The organism is Streptomyces chartreusis, from assembly GCF_008704715.1.
GTDB classification, from domain to species: domain Bacteria; phylum Actinomycetota; class Actinomycetes; order Streptomycetales; family Streptomycetaceae; genus Streptomyces; species Streptomyces chartreusis.
Window position 1 is genome coordinate 8674295 of record NZ_CP023689.1, and the last position, 17341, is coordinate 8691635.

17 protein-coding genes are annotated in these 17341 nt (G+C 70.9%); 11 read left to right on the top strand and 6 right to left on the bottom strand.

The window, feature by feature from the left end; all coding sequences use genetic code 11:
* The first annotated feature begins 130 nt into the window (after window positions 1-130).
* From CP983_RS38420 to CP983_RS38430, 3 genes are read left to right on the top strand one after another with little or no spacing between them, the layout of a single operon-like run.
* A complete protein-coding gene (locus tag CP983_RS38420) occupies window positions 131-1528 on the top strand; it encodes a DUF6421 family protein (protein WP_107911721.1) in 1398 nt (465 codons plus the stop codon).
* 44 nt (window positions 1529-1572) lie between these two features.
* The gene (locus CP983_RS38425) at window positions 1573-2322 is read left to right on the top strand and encodes an SDR family oxidoreductase (protein WP_107912231.1); all 750 of its coding nucleotides are present in this window, start codon (window positions 1573-1575) and stop codon (window positions 2320-2322) included.
* Window positions 2319-3389 (top strand): threonine aldolase family protein, encoded by a 1071-nt coding sequence (locus tag CP983_RS38430; RefSeq protein WP_093745047.1) that lies wholly within the window; start codon window positions 2319-2321, stop codon window positions 3387-3389. Before CP983_RS38425 ends, CP983_RS38430 begins: the two co-directional genes overlap by 4 nt.
* 13 nt (window positions 3390-3402) lie before the next feature.
* On the opposite strand, the gene CP983_RS38435 is transcribed toward CP983_RS38430, so the two are convergent.
* Complete coding sequence (locus tag CP983_RS38435) at window positions 3403-4767, bottom strand: hypothetical protein (RefSeq protein WP_150504820.1); 1365 nt, start codon at window positions 4765-4767, stop codon at window positions 3403-3405.
* 208 nt (window positions 4768-4975) lie between these two features.
* Here CP983_RS38435 and CP983_RS38440 point away from each other — a divergent pair, with 208 nt between their 5' ends.
* Both CP983_RS38440 and CP983_RS38445 read left to right on the top strand, forming a co-directional pair.
* Window positions 4976-5548: a transglutaminase domain-containing protein gene (locus CP983_RS38440; RefSeq protein ID WP_150504822.1), complete on the top strand. Its 573-nt coding sequence runs from the start codon at window positions 4976-4978 to the stop codon at window positions 5546-5548.
* 20 nt (window positions 5549-5568) lie between these two features.
* Window positions 5569-6264 carry a B3/B4 domain-containing protein gene (locus CP983_RS38445; protein WP_150504824.1) on the top strand — a complete coding sequence of 232 codons (696 nt, stop codon included), beginning with the start codon at window positions 5569-5571 and terminating at the stop codon, window positions 6262-6264.
* Window positions 6265-6276: 12 nt separating this feature from the next.
* Here the strand turns inward: CP983_RS38445 and CP983_RS38450 are convergent, their stop codons facing one another.
* A complete protein-coding gene (locus tag CP983_RS38450; protein WP_107911712.1) occupies window positions 6277-7005 on the bottom strand; it encodes a lysophospholipid acyltransferase family protein in 729 nt (242 codons plus the stop codon).
* Between the two features lie 199 nt (window positions 7006-7204).
* Window positions 7205-7621 (bottom strand): DUF4395 domain-containing protein, encoded by a 417-nt coding sequence (locus CP983_RS38455; protein WP_150504826.1) that lies wholly within the window; start codon window positions 7619-7621, stop codon window positions 7205-7207.
* A 77-nt stretch (window positions 7622-7698) separates the two neighbouring features.
* On the opposite strand from CP983_RS38455, the gene CP983_RS38460 reads away from it, so the two are divergent.
* From CP983_RS38460 to CP983_RS38475, 4 genes are all read left to right on the top strand, one after another.
* On the top strand, window positions 7699-8112 hold the full coding sequence (locus tag CP983_RS38460; RefSeq protein ID WP_125526577.1) for a TlpA family protein disulfide reductase: 414 nt from the start codon (window positions 7699-7701) through the stop codon (window positions 8110-8112).
* A gap of 220 nt (window positions 8113-8332) precedes the next feature.
* Window positions 8333-8842, top strand: coding sequence for a flavin reductase family protein (locus CP983_RS38465; RefSeq protein WP_150504828.1), 510 nt, complete (start codon window positions 8333-8335; stop codon window positions 8840-8842).
* Between the two features lie 242 nt (window positions 8843-9084).
* On the top strand, window positions 9085-9873 hold the full coding sequence (locus tag CP983_RS38470; RefSeq protein ID WP_030947090.1) for an electron transfer flavoprotein subunit beta/FixA family protein: 789 nt from the start codon (window positions 9085-9087) through the stop codon (window positions 9871-9873).
* Window positions 9874-9924: 51 nt separating this feature from the next.
* Window positions 9925-10887 (top strand): electron transfer flavoprotein subunit alpha/FixB family protein, encoded by a 963-nt coding sequence (locus CP983_RS38475; RefSeq protein ID WP_030947093.1) that lies wholly within the window; start codon window positions 9925-9927, stop codon window positions 10885-10887.
* A gap of 58 nt (window positions 10888-10945) precedes the next feature.
* Here the strand turns inward: CP983_RS38475 and CP983_RS38480 are convergent, their stop codons facing one another.
* A complete protein-coding gene (locus tag CP983_RS38480; RefSeq protein ID WP_150504830.1) occupies window positions 10946-11854 on the bottom strand; it encodes an endonuclease/exonuclease/phosphatase family protein in 909 nt (302 codons plus the stop codon).
* Window positions 11855-12060: 206 nt separating this feature from the next.
* Between CP983_RS38480 and CP983_RS38485 the strand changes: the two genes are divergently transcribed.
* The gene (locus CP983_RS38485; protein WP_150504832.1) at window positions 12061-13365 is read left to right on the top strand and encodes a DUF6986 family protein; all 1305 of its coding nucleotides are present in this window, start codon (window positions 12061-12063) and stop codon (window positions 13363-13365) included.
* Window positions 13366-13449: 84 nt separating this feature from the next.
* Window positions 13450-15456 (top strand): serine/threonine-protein kinase, encoded by a 2007-nt coding sequence (locus CP983_RS38490; RefSeq protein WP_150504834.1) that lies wholly within the window; start codon window positions 13450-13452, stop codon window positions 15454-15456.
* Between the two features lie 2 nt (window positions 15457-15458).
* Here the strand turns inward: CP983_RS38490 and CP983_RS38495 are convergent, their stop codons facing one another.
* Both CP983_RS38495 and CP983_RS38500 read right to left on the bottom strand, forming a co-directional pair.
* On the bottom strand, window positions 15459-16214 hold the full coding sequence (locus CP983_RS38495) for a hypothetical protein (RefSeq protein ID WP_167537818.1): 756 nt from the start codon (window positions 16212-16214) through the stop codon (window positions 15459-15461).
* Window positions 16215-16230: 16 nt separating this feature from the next.
* Window positions 16231-17328, bottom strand: a complete 1098-nt coding sequence (locus CP983_RS38500; RefSeq protein ID WP_167537819.1) for a LacI family DNA-binding transcriptional regulator — start codon at window positions 17326-17328, stop codon at window positions 16231-16233.
* Window positions 17329-17341: the final 13 nt, after the last annotated feature.

The window sequence follows — 17341 nt, forward strand, 5'->3', positions numbered from 1 at the left end:
AGACATCCAACAGGAAAAAGTTCGGTGACCTTGGGTGTGTGCAGGATAATTTCCCGAGCTTCCTCTTGCTGAGAGAAACCCCGTATGCATACGGTGTGCTTACGCGAGGTTCTCCCGTGGAGGATGGGACATGACGGAAATTCTTGTGCAGGCGGCTTCGGAGGAGAAGGTTCCTCCCATGACCAGGGTGGTTGAGCACCCGGCGTGGCCGGTGCTCAAGGATGCCGTGGAGCTGATCCGGCCATGGCAGTCCAAGGATGGGTCGATCGACTTCGAGGCCGAGGGCGCGCCCGCGCGGGCCGACGCCGAGGCGGCCGTACGGCGTGTCGTGGCGGCCGTCGAGGAGCTGAGCCCGCTGCTGCCGCACGACGCGGCCTACCACGCGGCCCTCGTGAAGGACCTCGGCCGCTGGGCCGAGGGCGGCTTCGAGGTGCCCGACTTCCTCGACTCGCTGCTGGCCTTCCAGCCCGCCGCGAGCCGCGCCGACGGCCTCCAGCACCTGGTCGTCTTCGCGATGTACACGCAGAACGGCAACCCCGACCGCAACCTCGAGGCGGTCGTCCTGCGCATGGTCTGGCCGGACTGGCTGGCCGAGCTGGAGCGCACCCGCTACGACAACCCGCTGTTCTGCGGCATCAAGTTCGAGGACTTCACGGCCGGGTACGACACCAACTCCGCCGTGCTCTTCCCGGAGACGATCGCCGTGCGCGAGGCGCCCGAGCGCTTCAGCTGGGGCGGCATCTTCTGCGACCGCGAGGCCGCCCGCTTCCGCCGCGTCACCGACGCCGCCGTCGACATCCTCGGCCTCGACCTGCCCGAGGACATCGCCGCGATGGTCCACGACCAGCGGCGCACCGAGGAGGCGTTCGTCCTGTGGGACATGGTCCACGACCGCACCCACAGCCACGGTGACCTGCCGTTCGACCCGTTCATGATCAAGCAGCGCCAGCCGTTCTGGATGTACGGCCTGGAGGAGCTGCGCTGTGACCTCACCGCCTTCAAGGAGGCCGTGAAGCTCCAGGCCGACGGCGTCCCGCAGGCCCGTGACGTGCAGTACGCCGTGCTGTTCGACCGCATGTTCCGCTTCCCGGTCACCGGCGAGCGCGTGCGCAACTACGACGGCCTCGGCGGCCAGCTGCTCTTCGCCTACCTGCACAAGCACGACGTCGTCCGCTGGACCGACAACAAGCTGCACATCGACTGGGACCGCGCCCCGCAGGTCACCAACCAGCTGTGCGCCGACATCGAGAAGCTCTACCGCGACGGCATCGACCGCCCGAAGCTCGTGCACTGGTTCGCCGGCTACGAGCTCGTCTCCACCTACCTCGCCCCGCACCCGGGCTCCCGCTGGGCCAAGGGTCCGGACGCCCTGGACCTGACCCAGCCGCCGCGCAAGCTCGTCGATGACGTGCTTCCTGACGAGTTTCCGCTGAGCATGTTCTATGAGGCCCTCTCCAAGAAGCTGAAGAACGTGATCGCCTCGACCCGGGGCATCACGGCGGAGAGCGCCGAGCGAGTCGCCGCGTGAGCGACAGCGGCACCGAGAACACGGCTCAGCAGGAGGCGAAGAAGATGGCGGGGAACGGAGCTCTCAGCGGTGCGGTGATCGCGGTGGCCGGCGCGGGCGGACCCGCCGGCCGGGCGGCACTGCGGCGACTCGCGGAAGCGGGCGCCACCGTGGTCGGCGCGGACAACGACCCCGAGCGGCTGGCGGAAGCCGTGGACGCCGCGCGCTACGCCTCCGGCGGCGCGGCGGTCACCGGCGAGACGGTCGACCTGCTCGACCTGGATTCCACCCGTGACTGGGCACTGCGCACCGAGAAGGAGTTCGGCCGCGTCGACGGCCTGGTCCATCTCGTCGGCGGCTGGCGCGGCAGCGAGACCTTCATCAAGACCAGCCTCGACGACTGGGACTTCCTGGAACTGCTGCTCATCCGCACCGTGCAGCACACCTCGCTCGCCTTCTTCGAGCCCCTGCAGCGCAGCGAGCGCGGCCGGTATCTGCTGATCAGCGCCGCCGGCGCCTCGAAGCCGACCGCCGGCAACGCCTCGTACGCCGCCGCCAAGGCCGCCGCCGAGGCGTGGACACTCGCGCTGGCCGACGCCTTCCGCAAGGCCGGGGGCGCCGAGGACCTGACGTCCGCGGCTGCCATCCTGGTGGTGAAGGCGCTGGTGCACGACGCGATGCGCGCCGACCGCCCCAACGCGAAGTTCGCGGGCTTCACGGACGTCAAGGACCTGGCCGAGGCCGTCGTCGGCGTCTGGGACAAGTCCGCCGCCGAAGTGAACGGAAACCGCCTGTGGCTGACCGAGAAGCCGTGAACCCTCCGAAGACCGACGCCCGGCGTCACCACGACCCGGACGTCCGCGGCTTCGCCAGCGACAACTACGCCGGCGCCCACCCGGAGGTGCTCGCCGCCCTCGCCCTGGCCAACGGCGGGCACCAGGTGGCGTACGGCGAGGACGACTACACCGAGAACCTCCAGCGGATCGTGCGCAGCCACTTCGGCGCCACCGCCGAGGCGTTCCCGGTGTTCAACGGCACCGGCGCCAACGTCGTCGCGCTCCAGGCGGTCACCGACCGCTGGGGCGCGGTGATCTGCGCCGAGAGCGCGCACATCCACGTCGACGAGGGCGGCGCCCCGGAGCGCATGGGCGGCCTCAAGCTGCTCACCGTGCCCACCCCCGACGGCAAGCTCACCCCCGAGCTGATCGACCGGCAGGCGTACGGCTGGGACGACGAGCACCGGGCGATGCCCCAGGTCGTCTCGATCACCCAGAGCACCGAGCTGGGCACCCTCTACACCCCGGACGAGATCCGCGCGATCTGCGACCACGCCCACGCGCACGGCATGAAGGTGCACCTGGACGGCTCCCGGATAGCCAACGCCGCCGCCTCGCTGAACGTCCCCATGCGGACGTTCACCAACGCGGTCGGCGTCGACATCCTCTCCCTCGGCGGCACCAAGAACGGCGCCCTGTTCGGCGAGGCGGTCGTCGTCCTCAACCAGGACGCCGTCAGCCACATGAAGCATCTGCGCAAGCTGTCCATGCAGCTCGCCTCCAAGATGCGCTTCGTGTCGGTGCAGTTGGAGGCCCTGCTCGCCAAGGACCTGTGGCTGCGCAACGCCCGGCACGCCAACGAGATGGCGCAGCGCCTCGCCGAGGGCGTGCGCGCCGTGCACGGTGTGGAGATCCTCTACCCCGTGCAGGCCAACGGCGTGTTCGCCAAGCTCCCCCACGACGTGAGCGAGCGCCTCCAGAAGAGGTTCCGCTTCTACTTCTGGGACGAGACGGCCGGCGTCGTGCGCTGGATGTGCGCGTTCGACACGACCGAGGACGACGTGGACGCGTTCGTGGCGGCGCTCAAGGAGGAGATGGCGCGCTAGCGCCCGTCGCCCGTCAGTTGACCACGATCTGCGCCCGGTTGTTGCGCAGGTTCGGGTCGAACTTGCTGACGGGCAGCTCCGCTTCGTCGTCGAGGATCTCGACGGTGGTGCGCGCGCCGCGCACCACCTCGTCGATCCTCAACTGCACCTCCACCTTGTGGGACGCCCCGTCGCGCAGGTAGATCGGCGTCCAGCAGAAGTACGTCGTCACGGGCTCCCCCTCCTCGGACGGCGGCAGTGACGTGCACTCATCATCCGGCAGACCCACGATGGTCGTGCCCTCGGGCGCCTGGAACCGCACCACCGCCACGGGCGAGCCCGCACCCAGCGACGCCACCCACGCCGGGCCCCGGTTCCGCACGGTGACGGAGGCGGTCACGGTGTCGCCGGCCGCGCCGCGCACCCTGCTGCCGGTGAGCTTCAGATCGGCGGTGTTCCTGGCGTCGAGGATGACGGTCCGGTAGTTGTCCAACAGATCGATGTCGTCGTCACCGGCGACGGCCGGTGCCGCCGCCGCGGGGCGCAGGTCCAGCTCGGGCCCCGTTCCCGGGGTCCAGGTGTCCTCGCCGCGGGCCTCTTCCAGCGCCTGGTCCGAATACGGCAGCACGGAGTGGTCGAACCGCTCGTACAGCGCCCTGCGCTCCACGCGCAGATGGGTCGTCAGCCCGTACCGCTCGCCCGGAGCCACCGCCTCGTCCAGCACGCAGAGCGCGGACTCGCCGGTCGGGTGCTGCCGGTACTCGCAGTTGGAGTACCGCTCCTTGAAGCGCAGTCCGTACGACGCGTTGACCCACAGCAGCGTCCGCTGCACGGTGCGGCTGCCGGTGTTGCCGACCGTCGCGCTCACCCGGGTGTTCGTGCCGGGCCTGAGGTCCCGCTGATACTCGGCCTGGCTCAGACCGAGGTCCGGACCGTCGGCCAGGCTGACCCGGGTCTCGGCCGGGAACGACGTCAGCTCGCCGGCGCTCGCGGTGTAGCGCACGTTCCCGGAGGCGTCGAGGTCCGCGTCCGGCAGGGCGGTCAGACCCAGCTCGGCCGCCGTCACGAGGTCCGTTCCCGCATCCATCCCCGGGTAGTCGCAGACCGCCTTCAGCGCGGACTCAGGCGCGCAGTTCGAGGGCCACGACACCCGCGCGAAGGAGGCGACCTCGCTCGCGTCCACGGTCAGCCGGCCGGGCCCGACCTCGTTCTCGGTGTTGTCGTGGCTGACGCGCACGGTGAGCGAGCGCTCGGCCGTGCCGCTCGGGCCGTGCACCGGGAGCACCGACTCCGACGGCACGTCGATCCACAGCTGGTCGGAGTCGGCGTACACGGGCCCGGCCCCGACCGCGGCAAGTGTGCAGCCGGCGAGCGCGGCTCCGAGCAGACGATGCTTCATGGATTCCCCCTGGTCGATGAGAACGTCGGCGAACTCGTCGGTGACCGGTAACCGGTCGCTGACGCAGACCGGCGGCGCGGGGGAGGGGTTGTAAATGGGCGCAAGGGTTGCGGCGAAGTTCGGCCGTTCTGCCGCGAGACTGCATAGCTATGCGGGTCACTGCAATTCAATTGACTCCCGACTCGGCTGCCGCCTACCCTCTCCCCTCATGCAGATGATCCAGGAAACCGCAGATCTCTCCGCCTACTTGGCCGCTGACGAGGTGATCGACCATCGCCATCCGCTCGTGCGTGAGACGGCTGCCGGGCTCGCCGCCGGGGTGGCGGATACGTATGAGTATGCGCGAGCGGCTTTCGAGTTCGTCCGCGACACCATTCCGCACTCGCAGGACTCCGGGGATCTCCGGGTCACCTGGCGCGCCTCCGACGTCCTGGAGCAGGGGACCGGCATCTGCTACGCCAAGGCCCACGCCCTCGCCGCGCTGCTGCGGGCCGAGGACATCCCGACCGCGCTGTGCTACCAGAAGTTCGAGGTGCTGCACGGCCTGGTCGCCGTACGGTTCAACGGGGCCTGGCACCGGCAGGACCCTCGGGGCAACAAGCCGGGCGTGGACGCGCAGTTCTCGCTCGACGGGGAGCGGCTGGCCTTCGTCACCGATCCCGAGTTCAATGAGCTGGACTATCCAGTCCTGTATGCTGCACCACATCCGGTGGTGCTCGATGTCCTCAAGGCCGCCCCCGACCGGCCGCACCTGTGGCGGACACTCCCCACCGCACTCTGATCCCCGGGAGGAGGCGGACGATGACTCTCACCCTGACCGTGTCCGACGAGGTGCGCGCGCTCGTGCCCGGCTTCACGCACGTAGCCGTCGAGGCGCACGGGCTGGTCAACGGCCCGAGCACGGACGCCGGTTCCGCGCTCCTCGACGACGCGGCCCGCCGCCTGGCCGTACGTCTGGCCGGGCGCGCACCGCACGAGGACCCGCACATGGCGGCCTGGCGCCAGGCGTACACGGCGTTCGGGTCGAAGCCCTCGCGCACCCGCAACTCCGCGGAGGCACTGGCCAAGCGGGCGCTGTCGGAGGCGGGCCTGCCGCGGATCAATCTCCTGGTGGACGTCTACAACGCCATCAGCGTCGCCCATCTCGTCCCCGTGGGCGGCGAGGACATCGACCGCATCGAGGGCGGTATGCACCTGGTGCGCGCCACCGGCGAGGAGGACTTCGTCACCGTCGCGGGCGGGGAGCAGGTCATCGAGCACCCGGACGCGGGCGAGATCGTGTGGCGCGACGAAGCGGGCGTCACCTGCCGCCGCTGGAACTGGCGCCAGGGCCCGCGCACCCGCCTCACCGAGGAGACGGTGTCCGGAATCTTCCTCCTGGAGAGCCTCACGCCGATGCCCGTCGCCGACGTCGAGACCGCGGCGGAGGAACTCGCCGACCTGCTGCAGAAGTTCAGCCCGGGCGCAGAGATCGAGATCCGCCCGCCGGCCTCCTGAGCCGATCGGGTGTCAGTGCGCCTCGGCCGCCCGGACCTGCTCCGGTGTAGGGGCCGTGCCGCCCAGGTGGGCCGGCATCCACCAGGTGTCCGTGGCGTCCTTCGGACGGACGGGGTAGGCGCGCTGGGCGGCCTCGAGGAGTTCCTGGACGCGTTCGCGCAGCTGGCGGGTGATGGCGCCGGCGTACTTGTCCTTGGAGGCCTCGATCGCCTCGCCGACCCGGATGGTGATCGGGGTGTGGCTGCGCTTGAAGTTGCGCGGGTGGCCCTTGGTCCACAGGCGCTGGGTGCCCCAGACGGCCATCGGGATCAGCGGGACGCCCGCCTCCTGGGCCAGCCGGGCGGCGCCCGACTTGAAGCTCTTCAGCGTGAACGACTGCGAGATCGTGGCCTCCGGGAAGACCCCGATGATCTCGCCGGAGCGCAGCGAGTCCAGCGCGTGGGCGTAGGCCGCCTCACCCTGCTCGCGGTCCACCGGGATGTGCTTCATGCCGCGCATCAGCGGACCGGAGATCCGGTGCCGGAACACGGACTCCTTCGCCATGAAGCGCACGAGTCTCTTCTGCGGCAGAGCGGCCAGGCCGTTGAAGACGAAGTCCAGGTAGCTGATGTGGTTGCTCACCAGCACGGCGCCGCCCGAGCGCGGAATGTTCTCCGACCCCTTGCAGTCGATCTTGAGGTCCCACGCCTTGAACAGGGTCTGGGCGAAACCGACGACGGGACGGTAGACAAGCTCTGCCATGGACGGGGTGGACCCTTCCTTCTCTGCCTGGGAAGGAGGCTCCCAGAGGCTCCCGGTTGGGGAAAGTTACGCAGCCGTAGGTTTACGGCTTGTCGCAGATCGTGCCCCAAGAACGCCCGAGGGCCAAGCCCAAGTGCCGGGGAACGGCGAGATCCTCGTCACGTCGCCCCTTGATCCACCTCGTATTTTGGCGTTGCCTTTACCCGGCGCGCACCGTCAGTCGCCGCACGAGCAGATACATCTCGCACCCCAGGCAGTAGCCGAAGCCGGCGTTGAGGAATGCGGCCGCGAGCGCGGCCCCGGTGGCGGCCAGTCCCAGCCAGTCCGGACCGAACGTGTAACCCACCAGCCCGAGCCCTGCGAAGACGAGCCCGACCGCCTGCGCGAACCGCGGCGGCTCCGGCGCCTCGAACTCCTTCGGCGGCCCGATCCGGGGCCTGACGGCCGTACGGAAGAGCCAGCCGTACGGCGAACGGCCCACCCCGCCGGCCGCGCCCAGCGCGAACGCCAGCGTCTGCCAGGCCAGCAGCCAGGCGCTCCCGGTGACCAGAACCACCGCCAGCACGACCGTGGTCACGGCCGCCCCGAAGCGCGGCCCCCTCACATCGATGTCCATGAATCAAGCATTCCGCAATGGAAAGGCTTCCGGGGAGTCGGGAATCTTTGCAGTCTCGTGAACGCTTGAGCAGGGTGATGACCGGAATCGTGGTGTGCGTGGCGGTGCTCGCGGCGGCGAGCGCCTACGGGGTGCTGCATCGGCGGCGGAGCGGGAGAGTAAGGGTGCGCGGGCGCGACGACGGAAAGCGGCTCGGCGCGGCCGAGTTGGGCGGGGAGCTCGGCGAGCGCGCCACCCTCGTGCAGTTCTCCAGCGCCTTCTGCGCGCCCTGCCGGGCCACCCGGCGCGTCCTCGGCGAGATCGCCGGCATGGTCCCGGGCGTGACCCACGTCGAGCTCGACGCCGAGGACAATCTGGACCTCGTACGCCGGCTCGACATCCTCAAGACCCCGACCGTGCTGGTCCTCGACGCCGACGGCCACGTGGTGCGGCGGGCCACCGGGCAGCCCCGCAAGGCGGACGTGATCGCCGCTCTGGGGGAGGCGGTCTGAGGGGGTGTGACATGGAGGGGAGCCCGAGGGTGAGTCATCTCCCACATACCGGAACGTACTTGACTGTGCGCACCACGTATCGTCAGCCTGACCTTATGCCTGAGGAACTCCTTCTCTTCGGACGGGTCCATGTCGATCTGGCCCGTACCGCGAGCGCGTGCTGTCCGAGCCGTTGAACGGCCACCGATCCGCACGCCTCCCCTCGCAGAAGGACAACTCCATGACGGTCGTCCCCGGCCTCGGTACCCCTCGGCTCGCCTCTCCCGATCTGCTCCGCTCCGTCTTCCGGCGGCATGCCGCCGGGGTGGCCGTGATCACCGCCCGCGGTGAGTCGGGCCCGGTCGGTTTCACCGCCACGTCCCTCACCTCGGTCTCCGCCGAGCCCCCGATGCTCTCCTTCGGCGTCGGCACCGGCGCCTCCAGCTGGCCGGCGATATCCGAGACGGAACACGTCGGCGTCCACATACTCGGCGAGCATCAGCAGGACCTGGCCGCCACCTTCGCCCGCAGCGGCGCCGACCGCTTCGGCCCCGCCACGGCCTGGCGCGAGGGCCCCGAAGGCGTCCCCCTCCTGGACGACGTGCCGGCCTGGATGGTGTGCCGGGTCGCGGCGCGTGTGCCGGCCGGCGATCACCGCATCGTGCTGGCCGAGGTCGTCCTCGGCGACCCCGGTGGTCCGGGGCGTCCGCTGGTCTACCACCAGGGCCGGTTCAACGGCCTGCGTGACTGACCTCACCGAACCGATGTGACCGACCCCGCCTTCCGAGGTTCTGCGAAGCCGTCGGTTTCCGATTACGCTGCGTTGCAAAGGTCACAGTTCAAAGCGCTTGCTTAGCGGGAACGAACTGGGTGTACTGACGAGTAATATTTCGCTCGGAGCGCGGGTCGCCCCGATCGGGATCAGCCGCTTGGGGCGCCTATGCTGCCTGCAAGTAGGCAGCAGAGAAATGTCGACGCAGTAGGAGAGCCGGCGTGAGCTTGAGGATCGTTGTCACTGTGAAGTACGTGCCCGACGCCACTGGCGACCGGCACTTCGCCGATGACCTGACCGTCGACCGGGACGACGTGGACGGTCTGCTCTCCGAGCTCGACGAGTACGCGGTCGAGCAGGCGCTGCAGATCTCCGAGAACTCCGACGACGACGTCGAGGTCACCGTCCTGACGGTGGGCCCCGAGGACGCCAAGGACGCCCTGCGCAAGGCGCTGTCCATGGGTGCCGACAAGGCGATCCACGTCGAGGACGACGACCTGCACGGCACCGACGCCCTGGGCACCTCGCTGGTGCTGGCGAAGGCGATCGAGAAGGCCGGCTACGACCTGGTGATCTCCGGCATGGCCTCCACCGACGGCACCATGGGCGTCGTTCCGGCCCTGCTGGCCGAGCGCCTGGGCGTCCCGCAGGTCACCCTGCTGTCCGAGGTCTCCGTGGAGGACGGCACCGTCAAGGGCCGCCGGGACGGCGACGCCGCCTCCGAGCAGCTCGAGGCGTCCCTGCCGGCCGTCGTGTCGGTCACCGACCAGTCGGGCGAGGCGCGCTACCCGTCCTTCAAGGGCATCATGGCCGCCAAGAAGAAGCCGGTCGAGTCCTGGGACCTCTCCGACCTGGAGCTGGAGGCCGAGGAGGTCGGCCTGGAGGGTGCCTGGACCGCGGTCGAGTCCGCGACCGAGCGTCCGGCCCGCACCGCCGGCACGATCGTCAAGGACGAGGGCGAGGGCGGCAAGCAGCTCGCCGAGTTCCTCGCGGGCCAGAAGTTCATCTGAGCCCGCCTTCGCTGACCGCCCCTCAACTTCGTTACGCAGGAGAGCAATCCCATGGCTGAAGTCCTCGTCTACGTCGATCACGTGGACGGTGCCGTCCGCAAGCCCACTCTGGAGCTGCTGACCCTGGCCCGCCGCGTCGGCGAGCCCGTCGCCGTCGCGCTGGGCAACGGCGCCGCCGACACCGCCGCCACGCTCGCCGAGCACGGCGCGGCTCGGGTCCTCACCCACGAGGCCGCCGAGTACGCCGACTACCTGGTCGTCCCGAAGGTCGACGCCCTCCAGGCCGCCGTCGAGGCCGTCTCCCCGGCCGCCGTGCTGGTGCCGTCCTCCGCCGAGGGCAAGGAGATCGCCGCGCGTCTGGCGCTGCGCATCGGCTCCGGCATCATCACCGACGCCGTCGACCTCGAGGCCGGCGACGAGGGCCCGGTGGCCACCCAGTCGGTGTTCGCCGCGTCCTTCACCACCAAGTCCCGTGTCTCCAAGGGCACCCCGGTCATCACGGTCAAGCCGAACTCGGCCGCCGTGGAGGCCGCCCCGGCCGCCGGTGCGGTCGAGGCCCTCTCGGTGACCTTCTCCGCCCAGGCCACCGGCACCAAGGTGACCGCGCGCACGCCGCGTGAGTCGACCGGGCGTCCGGAGCTCACCGAGGCCGCGATCGTGGTCTCCGGTGGCCGTGGCGTCAACGGCGCCGAGAACTTCTCGATCATCGAGGCGCTGGCCGACTCCCTCGGTGCGGCCGTCGGTGCCTCGCGCGCCGCCGTGGACGCGGGCTGGTACCCGCACACCAACCAGGTCGGCCAGACCGGCAAGTCCGTCTCGCCGCAGCTGTACATCGCCTCCGGCATCTCCGGCGCGATCCAGCACCGTGCCGGTATGCAGACCTCGAAGACGATCGTGGCGATCAACAAGGACGCCGAGGCCCCGATCTTCGAGCTGGTCGACTACGGCGTCGTCGGCGACCTCTTCGACGTCGTCCCGGCCCTGACCGAGGAGATCAAGACCCGCAAGGGCTGATCCCGCACAGGCGAACCGAGGCCCCCGTGACCGTCATGACGGCCACGGGGGCCTCGTCTCATCCCAGGCTCAGGGACGCCTGCACCGGCAGATGGTCGCTCGGGAACTGACCGTCGGCGGAGAAGGTGTTGATCGATGCCCGGTGCGCGGTGACGTCCGGCGTGGTGAGGATCCAGTCGATGCGGTCGCCGTTCGGCGTGAGCGGCTTGTACCCGTGGAAGGTGCCGTACAGATCGCCGCGTTCGCGCGCGGTGTCCCAGGTGTCGACGAGACCGGCGCCGAGCAGTGTGTCGTACGCCGGGTTCCTGTGAGCGGCGACATTGAAGTCCCCGGTCACCACGACCGGCAGCGAGCGGTCGAACCCGGCGATCCGCTCCGCGATGAGCGCGGCGCTGCGCTCGCGCGCGTACTGGCTCACATGGTCGAAGTGCGTGTTGACGGCGTAGAACTCCCGCCCGCCGTCGGTCAGATCGCGGAAGCGGACCCAGGTGACCATACGGGCGAAGGCGGCGCCCCAGGTGTTGGAGCCGATCACGTCCGGGCTGTCGGAGAGCCAGAAGTGGTCGTACTCGGTCGGGCGCAGACGGTGGGAGTCGTAGAAGATCGCCATCGACTCGTCGCGGCTGCCGTGCAGCCGGCCGGTGCCCACCCAGTCGTAGCGCGGGCCGAGGTCGGCGTCGATGTCGAGCAGCTGCGAGAAGATCCCCTCCTGGGTGCCGAGGACGTGCGGGGCCTCGCGGCGCAGCAGGTCGCGCATCACCGGTCTGCGCACGGTCCAGCTGTTGGGCTCCACGGTGCTCGCGAAGCGCAGGTTGAAGGACATGACCCGGAGCTGCCGGCGGGGCGGGCGCTCGCCCGCCGAGGCGGCGGACGTCGGCAGTGCTGTACTGGAGAGGGGCGCGGTGACCGCGGCGGCCAGTGCGGCTTTCAGACCCAGACGGCGCGTGACTCGGCTGTGGTTCGGCACTTCGTGCTCCTTCGGTGGGAACGGCCGGACGAGTCGTGCGGGGCGTGCGTATGGAAGTGTGATACCGCGTCCTGAGATGGGCGTGAACATGGCGAGATGGCGGGGTGACTCCCCGTGGACATGGTGTTGACCATCCGGAAGGTCCCCAGATAACTTCACTCTACGGATTGTTGATTCCGTAGAGCGGAAAACAGGAGGGTGTGGGAATGGGTCAGGGCCAGCAGGAGAACGTGGCGACGAGCCTCGCGGGCGCCGTCAGCGAGGAGATCAGCGCCTCCCTCGCGCCGGTCGACGCCGAGCTGGAGCGCCGTTACCCCGGCGACCCCGGCACCCGTCAGCCCGTCCACACCGTCTACGTACCCGGCGACGTCTTCGCCGCCGACACCATCCGCTCCTGGGGCGACCGGGCCCTCGCGGCCCTCGACGAACACGCCCCCGACGCGGCCTCCTTCGCCGCCGTGCTCGGCCTGTCCGACGAGCTCGCCGAACCGGTGTACTCCCGGGTCCGAGCCAAGCTGGAGCGCGAGCCCATCGAGGACCTGCGCGTCGACTTCGAGGACGGCTACGGCCCCCGCGCCGACGCCGAGGAGGACGAGACGGCCGCCCGCGCGGCGCGCCTGATCTCCGAGGCGTACGAGAACGGCACGGCGGCCCCGTACATGGGCATCCGAATGAAGTGCATGGAGGCGCCGGTACGCGACCGCGGCATCCGCACCCTCGACATCTTCCTCACCGGCCTCATGGAGGCCGGCGGCCTGCCCGACGGGCTGGTCCTCACGCTGCCCAAGGTGACCTACCCCGAGCAGGTCACCGCCATGGTCCGGCTGCTCGAGGCCTTCGAGAAGGCGCACCGGCTCGACCCCGGCCGGATCGGCTTCGAGATCCAGATCGAGACCAGCCAGTCCATCCTCGCCGCCGACGGCACCGCGAGCGTCGCCCGCATGATCCAGGCCGCCGAGGGACGCGCCACGGGCCTGCACTACGGCACCTTCGACTACAGCGCCTGCCTCGGCGTCTCCGCCGCCTACCAGGCCAGCGACCACCCGGCCGCCGACCACGCCAAGGCGGTCATGCAGGTCGCGGCCGCCGGCACCGGCGTACGCGTCTCGGACGGCTCCACCAACGTTCTCCCGGTCGGCCCGACGGCGAAGGTCCACGACGCCTGGCGCCTGCACTACGGCCTCACCCGTCGCGCCCTGGCCCGCGCCTACTACCAGGGCTGGGACATGCACCCCGGCCACATTCCCACCCGGTACGCGGCCGTCTTCGCCTTCTACCGTGAAGGTTTTGAGCAGGCTGCGGCCCGCCTCGCCCGCTACGCCAACCGGGCCGGCGGCGACGTCATGGACGAGCCCGCGACCGCAAAGGCCCTGGGCGGCTACCTGCTGCGCGGCCTGGACTGCGGCGCCCTCGACATCGGCGAGGTCGCCCGGCTGACCGGACTGACCCGTGCCGATCTGGAGGGATTTGCGGCACCGCGACGCGGTGACCTCACCGTCTCCACCAAGTAGCGGGCCGGTCACACCGGCCGGTGCCGTCACCCGGGCCCCTTACTCTGTACGGACGCAACGACGGTCCACAGGAACGGGGCAACGGTGTCTTCGGGGGAGAACGGACAGGCGGACGAGACCGGCCGGCTGCTCGCGGGGCGCTACCGCGTCGTCGCCCAACTCGGGCGCGGCGGCATGGGCGTGGTCTGGCGGGCGCTCGACGAGGTCCTGGGCCGCGAGGTCGCCGTCAAGGAACTGCGCACCTACTCGGACGCGGACGGACCCGAACTCGCGGATCTGCGGCTGCGAATGCAGCGCGAGGCCCGCGCGGCGGCCCGGGTCCGGCATCCAGGTGTGGTGGCCGTCCACGACGTCACCGAGGTCGACGGACGCCCGCTCATCGTCATGGAGCTGGTCGACGGCCCCTCCCTGGAAGCCGTGTTGCGCGAGCGCGGCACGCTGGACGCGCGGGAGGCGGCCGGGATCGGCGCCAAGGTCATGGACGCGCTGGCCGCCGCCCACCGGGCCGGTGTCCTGCACCGTGACGTCAAGCCCGGCAACATCCTGCTCGAAACCTCCGGCCGGGTCGTCCTCACCGACTTCGGCATCGCCACGATGGACGACCCGGGCGACGGCTCGGCCACCCATCTGACCCGCACCGGCCATCTCGTCGGCTCCCTGGACTACCTGGCCCCCGAGCGCGCCCAGGGCGCCGAACCGGGCGCGTCCTCGGACGTCTGGGCGCTCGGCGCCACGCTGTACGCGGCCGTGGAGGGCTCCGCCCCCTTCCGTCGCACGTCGACCTTCTCCACCCTCACCGCGATCGTCACCGAGGCCCTGCCGGAGCCCGCCAACGCGGGCCCGCTCGGCCCCGTCCTGCAGCGGCTGATGGACAAGCGGCCCGCGTCCCGGCCCGAGGCCGACGAGGCCCGCGGACTGCTCCAGGCGGTCGCGGACTCCGGCGACGACGCGCCGACGACCACACTGCGAGGGCCCGCGGACACCGGGCCCGGGGAGACGGAGCGCAGCGTCCCGGCGGTGCCGCCCGGCTTCGGCCCCACGTCACCGGTGAGCCCGGCCGTCCCGGGAGCCGGCGGTCCCGGACCGACGCCCGCCGGACAGCCGTACGGCGCCCAGGGCGGCGAGACTCCGGTGCAGGGTGTGCCCGCGTCGAACCTCCCCGGGGCACCGGTCTTCGGAGCACCGGCACAGCACGCGCAGGGACCGGCGACCCCCGGCCAGGGCACCCCACCGCCACCGGCCTTCGGCACCGCCGGCCATCCCGACCCGGGCGCTCCCGGGCAGCCGCCCGTGTCTCCGTACGGCTACGGGAGCCCGCTCCCGCCCCAGGACGCGGACACCACCGGCCCGATGGTCACCTCCTCCGGTACGCCCGCCCGGCGCAAGGGCCGTGCCCTGCTCGCCGCCGTGGCCGTCACCGTCGTCCTCGTGGCGGCCGGCGTCACCGTCGCCCTGGTGAACAACGGCGACGACGCCAAGAACGAGGCGAACGACAAGTCGTCGGTTGCCGCGGCGGAGGGCACGTCCGCCCCGGCGAGCGGCAGCCCCGACGCCGACCGCTCGGGCGACTCCGGGCTGACCGAGAAGGACGAGAAGTCGCCCGACGCGACCAGGTCCCCCAGCCGATCGGCGGACACCGAGCCCTCCGACCGACCCGGCACCGCCTCCCCGACCAAGACCTCGGGCGGGGGCGGCACGAACGGCGGCAGCACAGGCGGCGGTTCCGGCGACGGCGGCACCACGGGCGGTGGCGGAACGACCGGCGGCGGTGGCACGACCGGCGGGGGAGGGGGCGGCAGCACACCGACCCCGTCCTGCTTCTCCATCGGCGGCGGCAAGTACAACTGCAAGGTCTGGAAGCAGGCCAAGTCGTACACGGCCGGAGGCGCCGAGGCCGGCGTCCTCAACGCGGGCACCAACTACTTCTACTGCCAGCAGAACCTGGGCCGCCGCGAGACCTACGGCGAGTGGACCAACGTCTGGTGGGCCAAGACCGACGACGACAGCGGCAACACCGGCGTCTTCGTCAGCGACGTCTACATCGAGGGCGGCAACAACGACGAACCGGTGCCCGGACTGCCGGTCTGCTGAGGTCAGTCCGGCCGAACCCGGAGGTACCCCTCCAGCCCGGAGGCCGTCACCAGCTTCTCCTCCGCGAACAGCCGTGTGCCCCGCTCGCACAGCCCCACGTCGGCACGGGCCCGCGTGCAGAACTCCTCGGGCGTGACCCCGAACAGCTCCCGCAACCGGGGCGAGCCCACCAGGAGTTCGGTGAGCAGCGCGCGCTGGCCGGGGTGGGTGCGCGGCGCGCCGTTGCCGTCGTGCAGGACACCATGGCGGTTGACGTAGGCGAAGGCGCCCGGAAGGACGGTGCCGTCCGCCACCTCGACCCGCACGTCGGGCGCGGGAAGCCAGGCGCGGCCGTAGTGCCCCTTCACCGCCGGCACGCCCTCGCTCGCGTCGATCACGGCGAGCTGCTCCTCGTCGAGCCAGGTCAGGAACAACTCCCGTACGTGCCCGGGAGCTTGGAACGGCGACGCGGACACGTACCCCATGCGGCTCACGTGCGCGGAGACGCCGACGCCGAGGCCGGTGACCCGCGCCTTCACCATCGGCAGGGGCGAGACGATGCCGAACTCGTCCATCTTGTGCCGCAGTTGGCCGGGAGACGCATTGGAGCCGACCGCGAGGACGGGCACGCGGTCGTCGTACACCAGGCGGTCCAGGGGCAGCAGCCGGTCCCCGTCGAGGAGCCCGGAGTCCGACGGCCAGGTGCCCGGGTAGAGCAGCGGATGATCGCGCGGCGCGTCCGCCAGGCCGAGTGTCCTGAGGCTGCGGTCGTCGTCCACGGGCCGATCGGTCCTCTCAGTGCGCCGGGGGCAGTTCGCCCGAGCCACGGGTGATCAGCCGCGTCGGCAGCTCGATCCGCTCCGGGGTGACCAGGGTGCCGTCCAACTGGCGGAACAACCGCTCGGCGGCGGTACGGCCGAGGGCCGCGGCGTCCTGGGCGACGACGGTGACGCCCGGCCGAAGCAGATCGGCGAGCTCGATGTCGTCGAATCCCACCAGGGCGACGGGACGGGGCTGCTCGGCGAGGACCCGGATCACGGTGACCGTCACACGGTTGTTGCCCGTGAAGATTGCGGTGACGGGGGAGGGGCCGCTGAGCATCACCTCGGCCGCCCGGCGCACCCGCTCCGGGTCGGTGACACCGAGGGACATCCAGGCGTCCTCCACCGGTATGCCCGCGTCCTCCATGGCGGCCCGGTAGCCGCGCAGTCGCTCCGCGGCCGTGTGGATGCGGGGCATGTCACCGATGAAGCCGATCCGGCGGTGGCCGTGCGCGATGAGGTGCGCGACGCCGTCGCGGGCCCCGCCCCGGTTGTCGGCCAGGACGCAGTCGGCGTCGATGTTCCCCGCCGGACGGTCGACGAACACCGTGGCGACACCGGCCTTGAGCTCGGGCTCCAGATAGCGGTGGTCGTCACCGGCCGGAATGATCACCAGCCCGTCCACCCGTCGCGCGCACAGGGCCAGCGCCAGTTCCTGCTCGCGGTCCGGGTCCTCGGCGCTGGATCCGTTGATCAGCAGGGCCCCGTGCGCCCGGGCGACCTCCTCGACCGCGCGGCTCAGCGGGCCGTAGAAGGGGTCCGCGAGATCCTCCAGGACCAGGCCGATGCTCGCGGTGCGGCCCTTGCGCAGCACCCGCGCACTGTCGTTGCGGCGGAAGCCCAGGGCGTCGATGGCCTCCTGGACGCGGCGCTCCGTCTCCGGGGTGACACCGGGCTCACCGTTGACCACGCGCGAGACGGTCTTCAGACCGACTCCGGCACGCGCGGCGACGTCCTTCATGGTGGGACGGTTGCCGTACCGGTTCTCGGGCGCGCGGTCGGATCGGCGGATGGTCTCGGGCACGATGCGCTGTCCTGTCCTGTCGTCGTCCACGGGGGATGCGTAGTCCATGGGTTTGTATGAG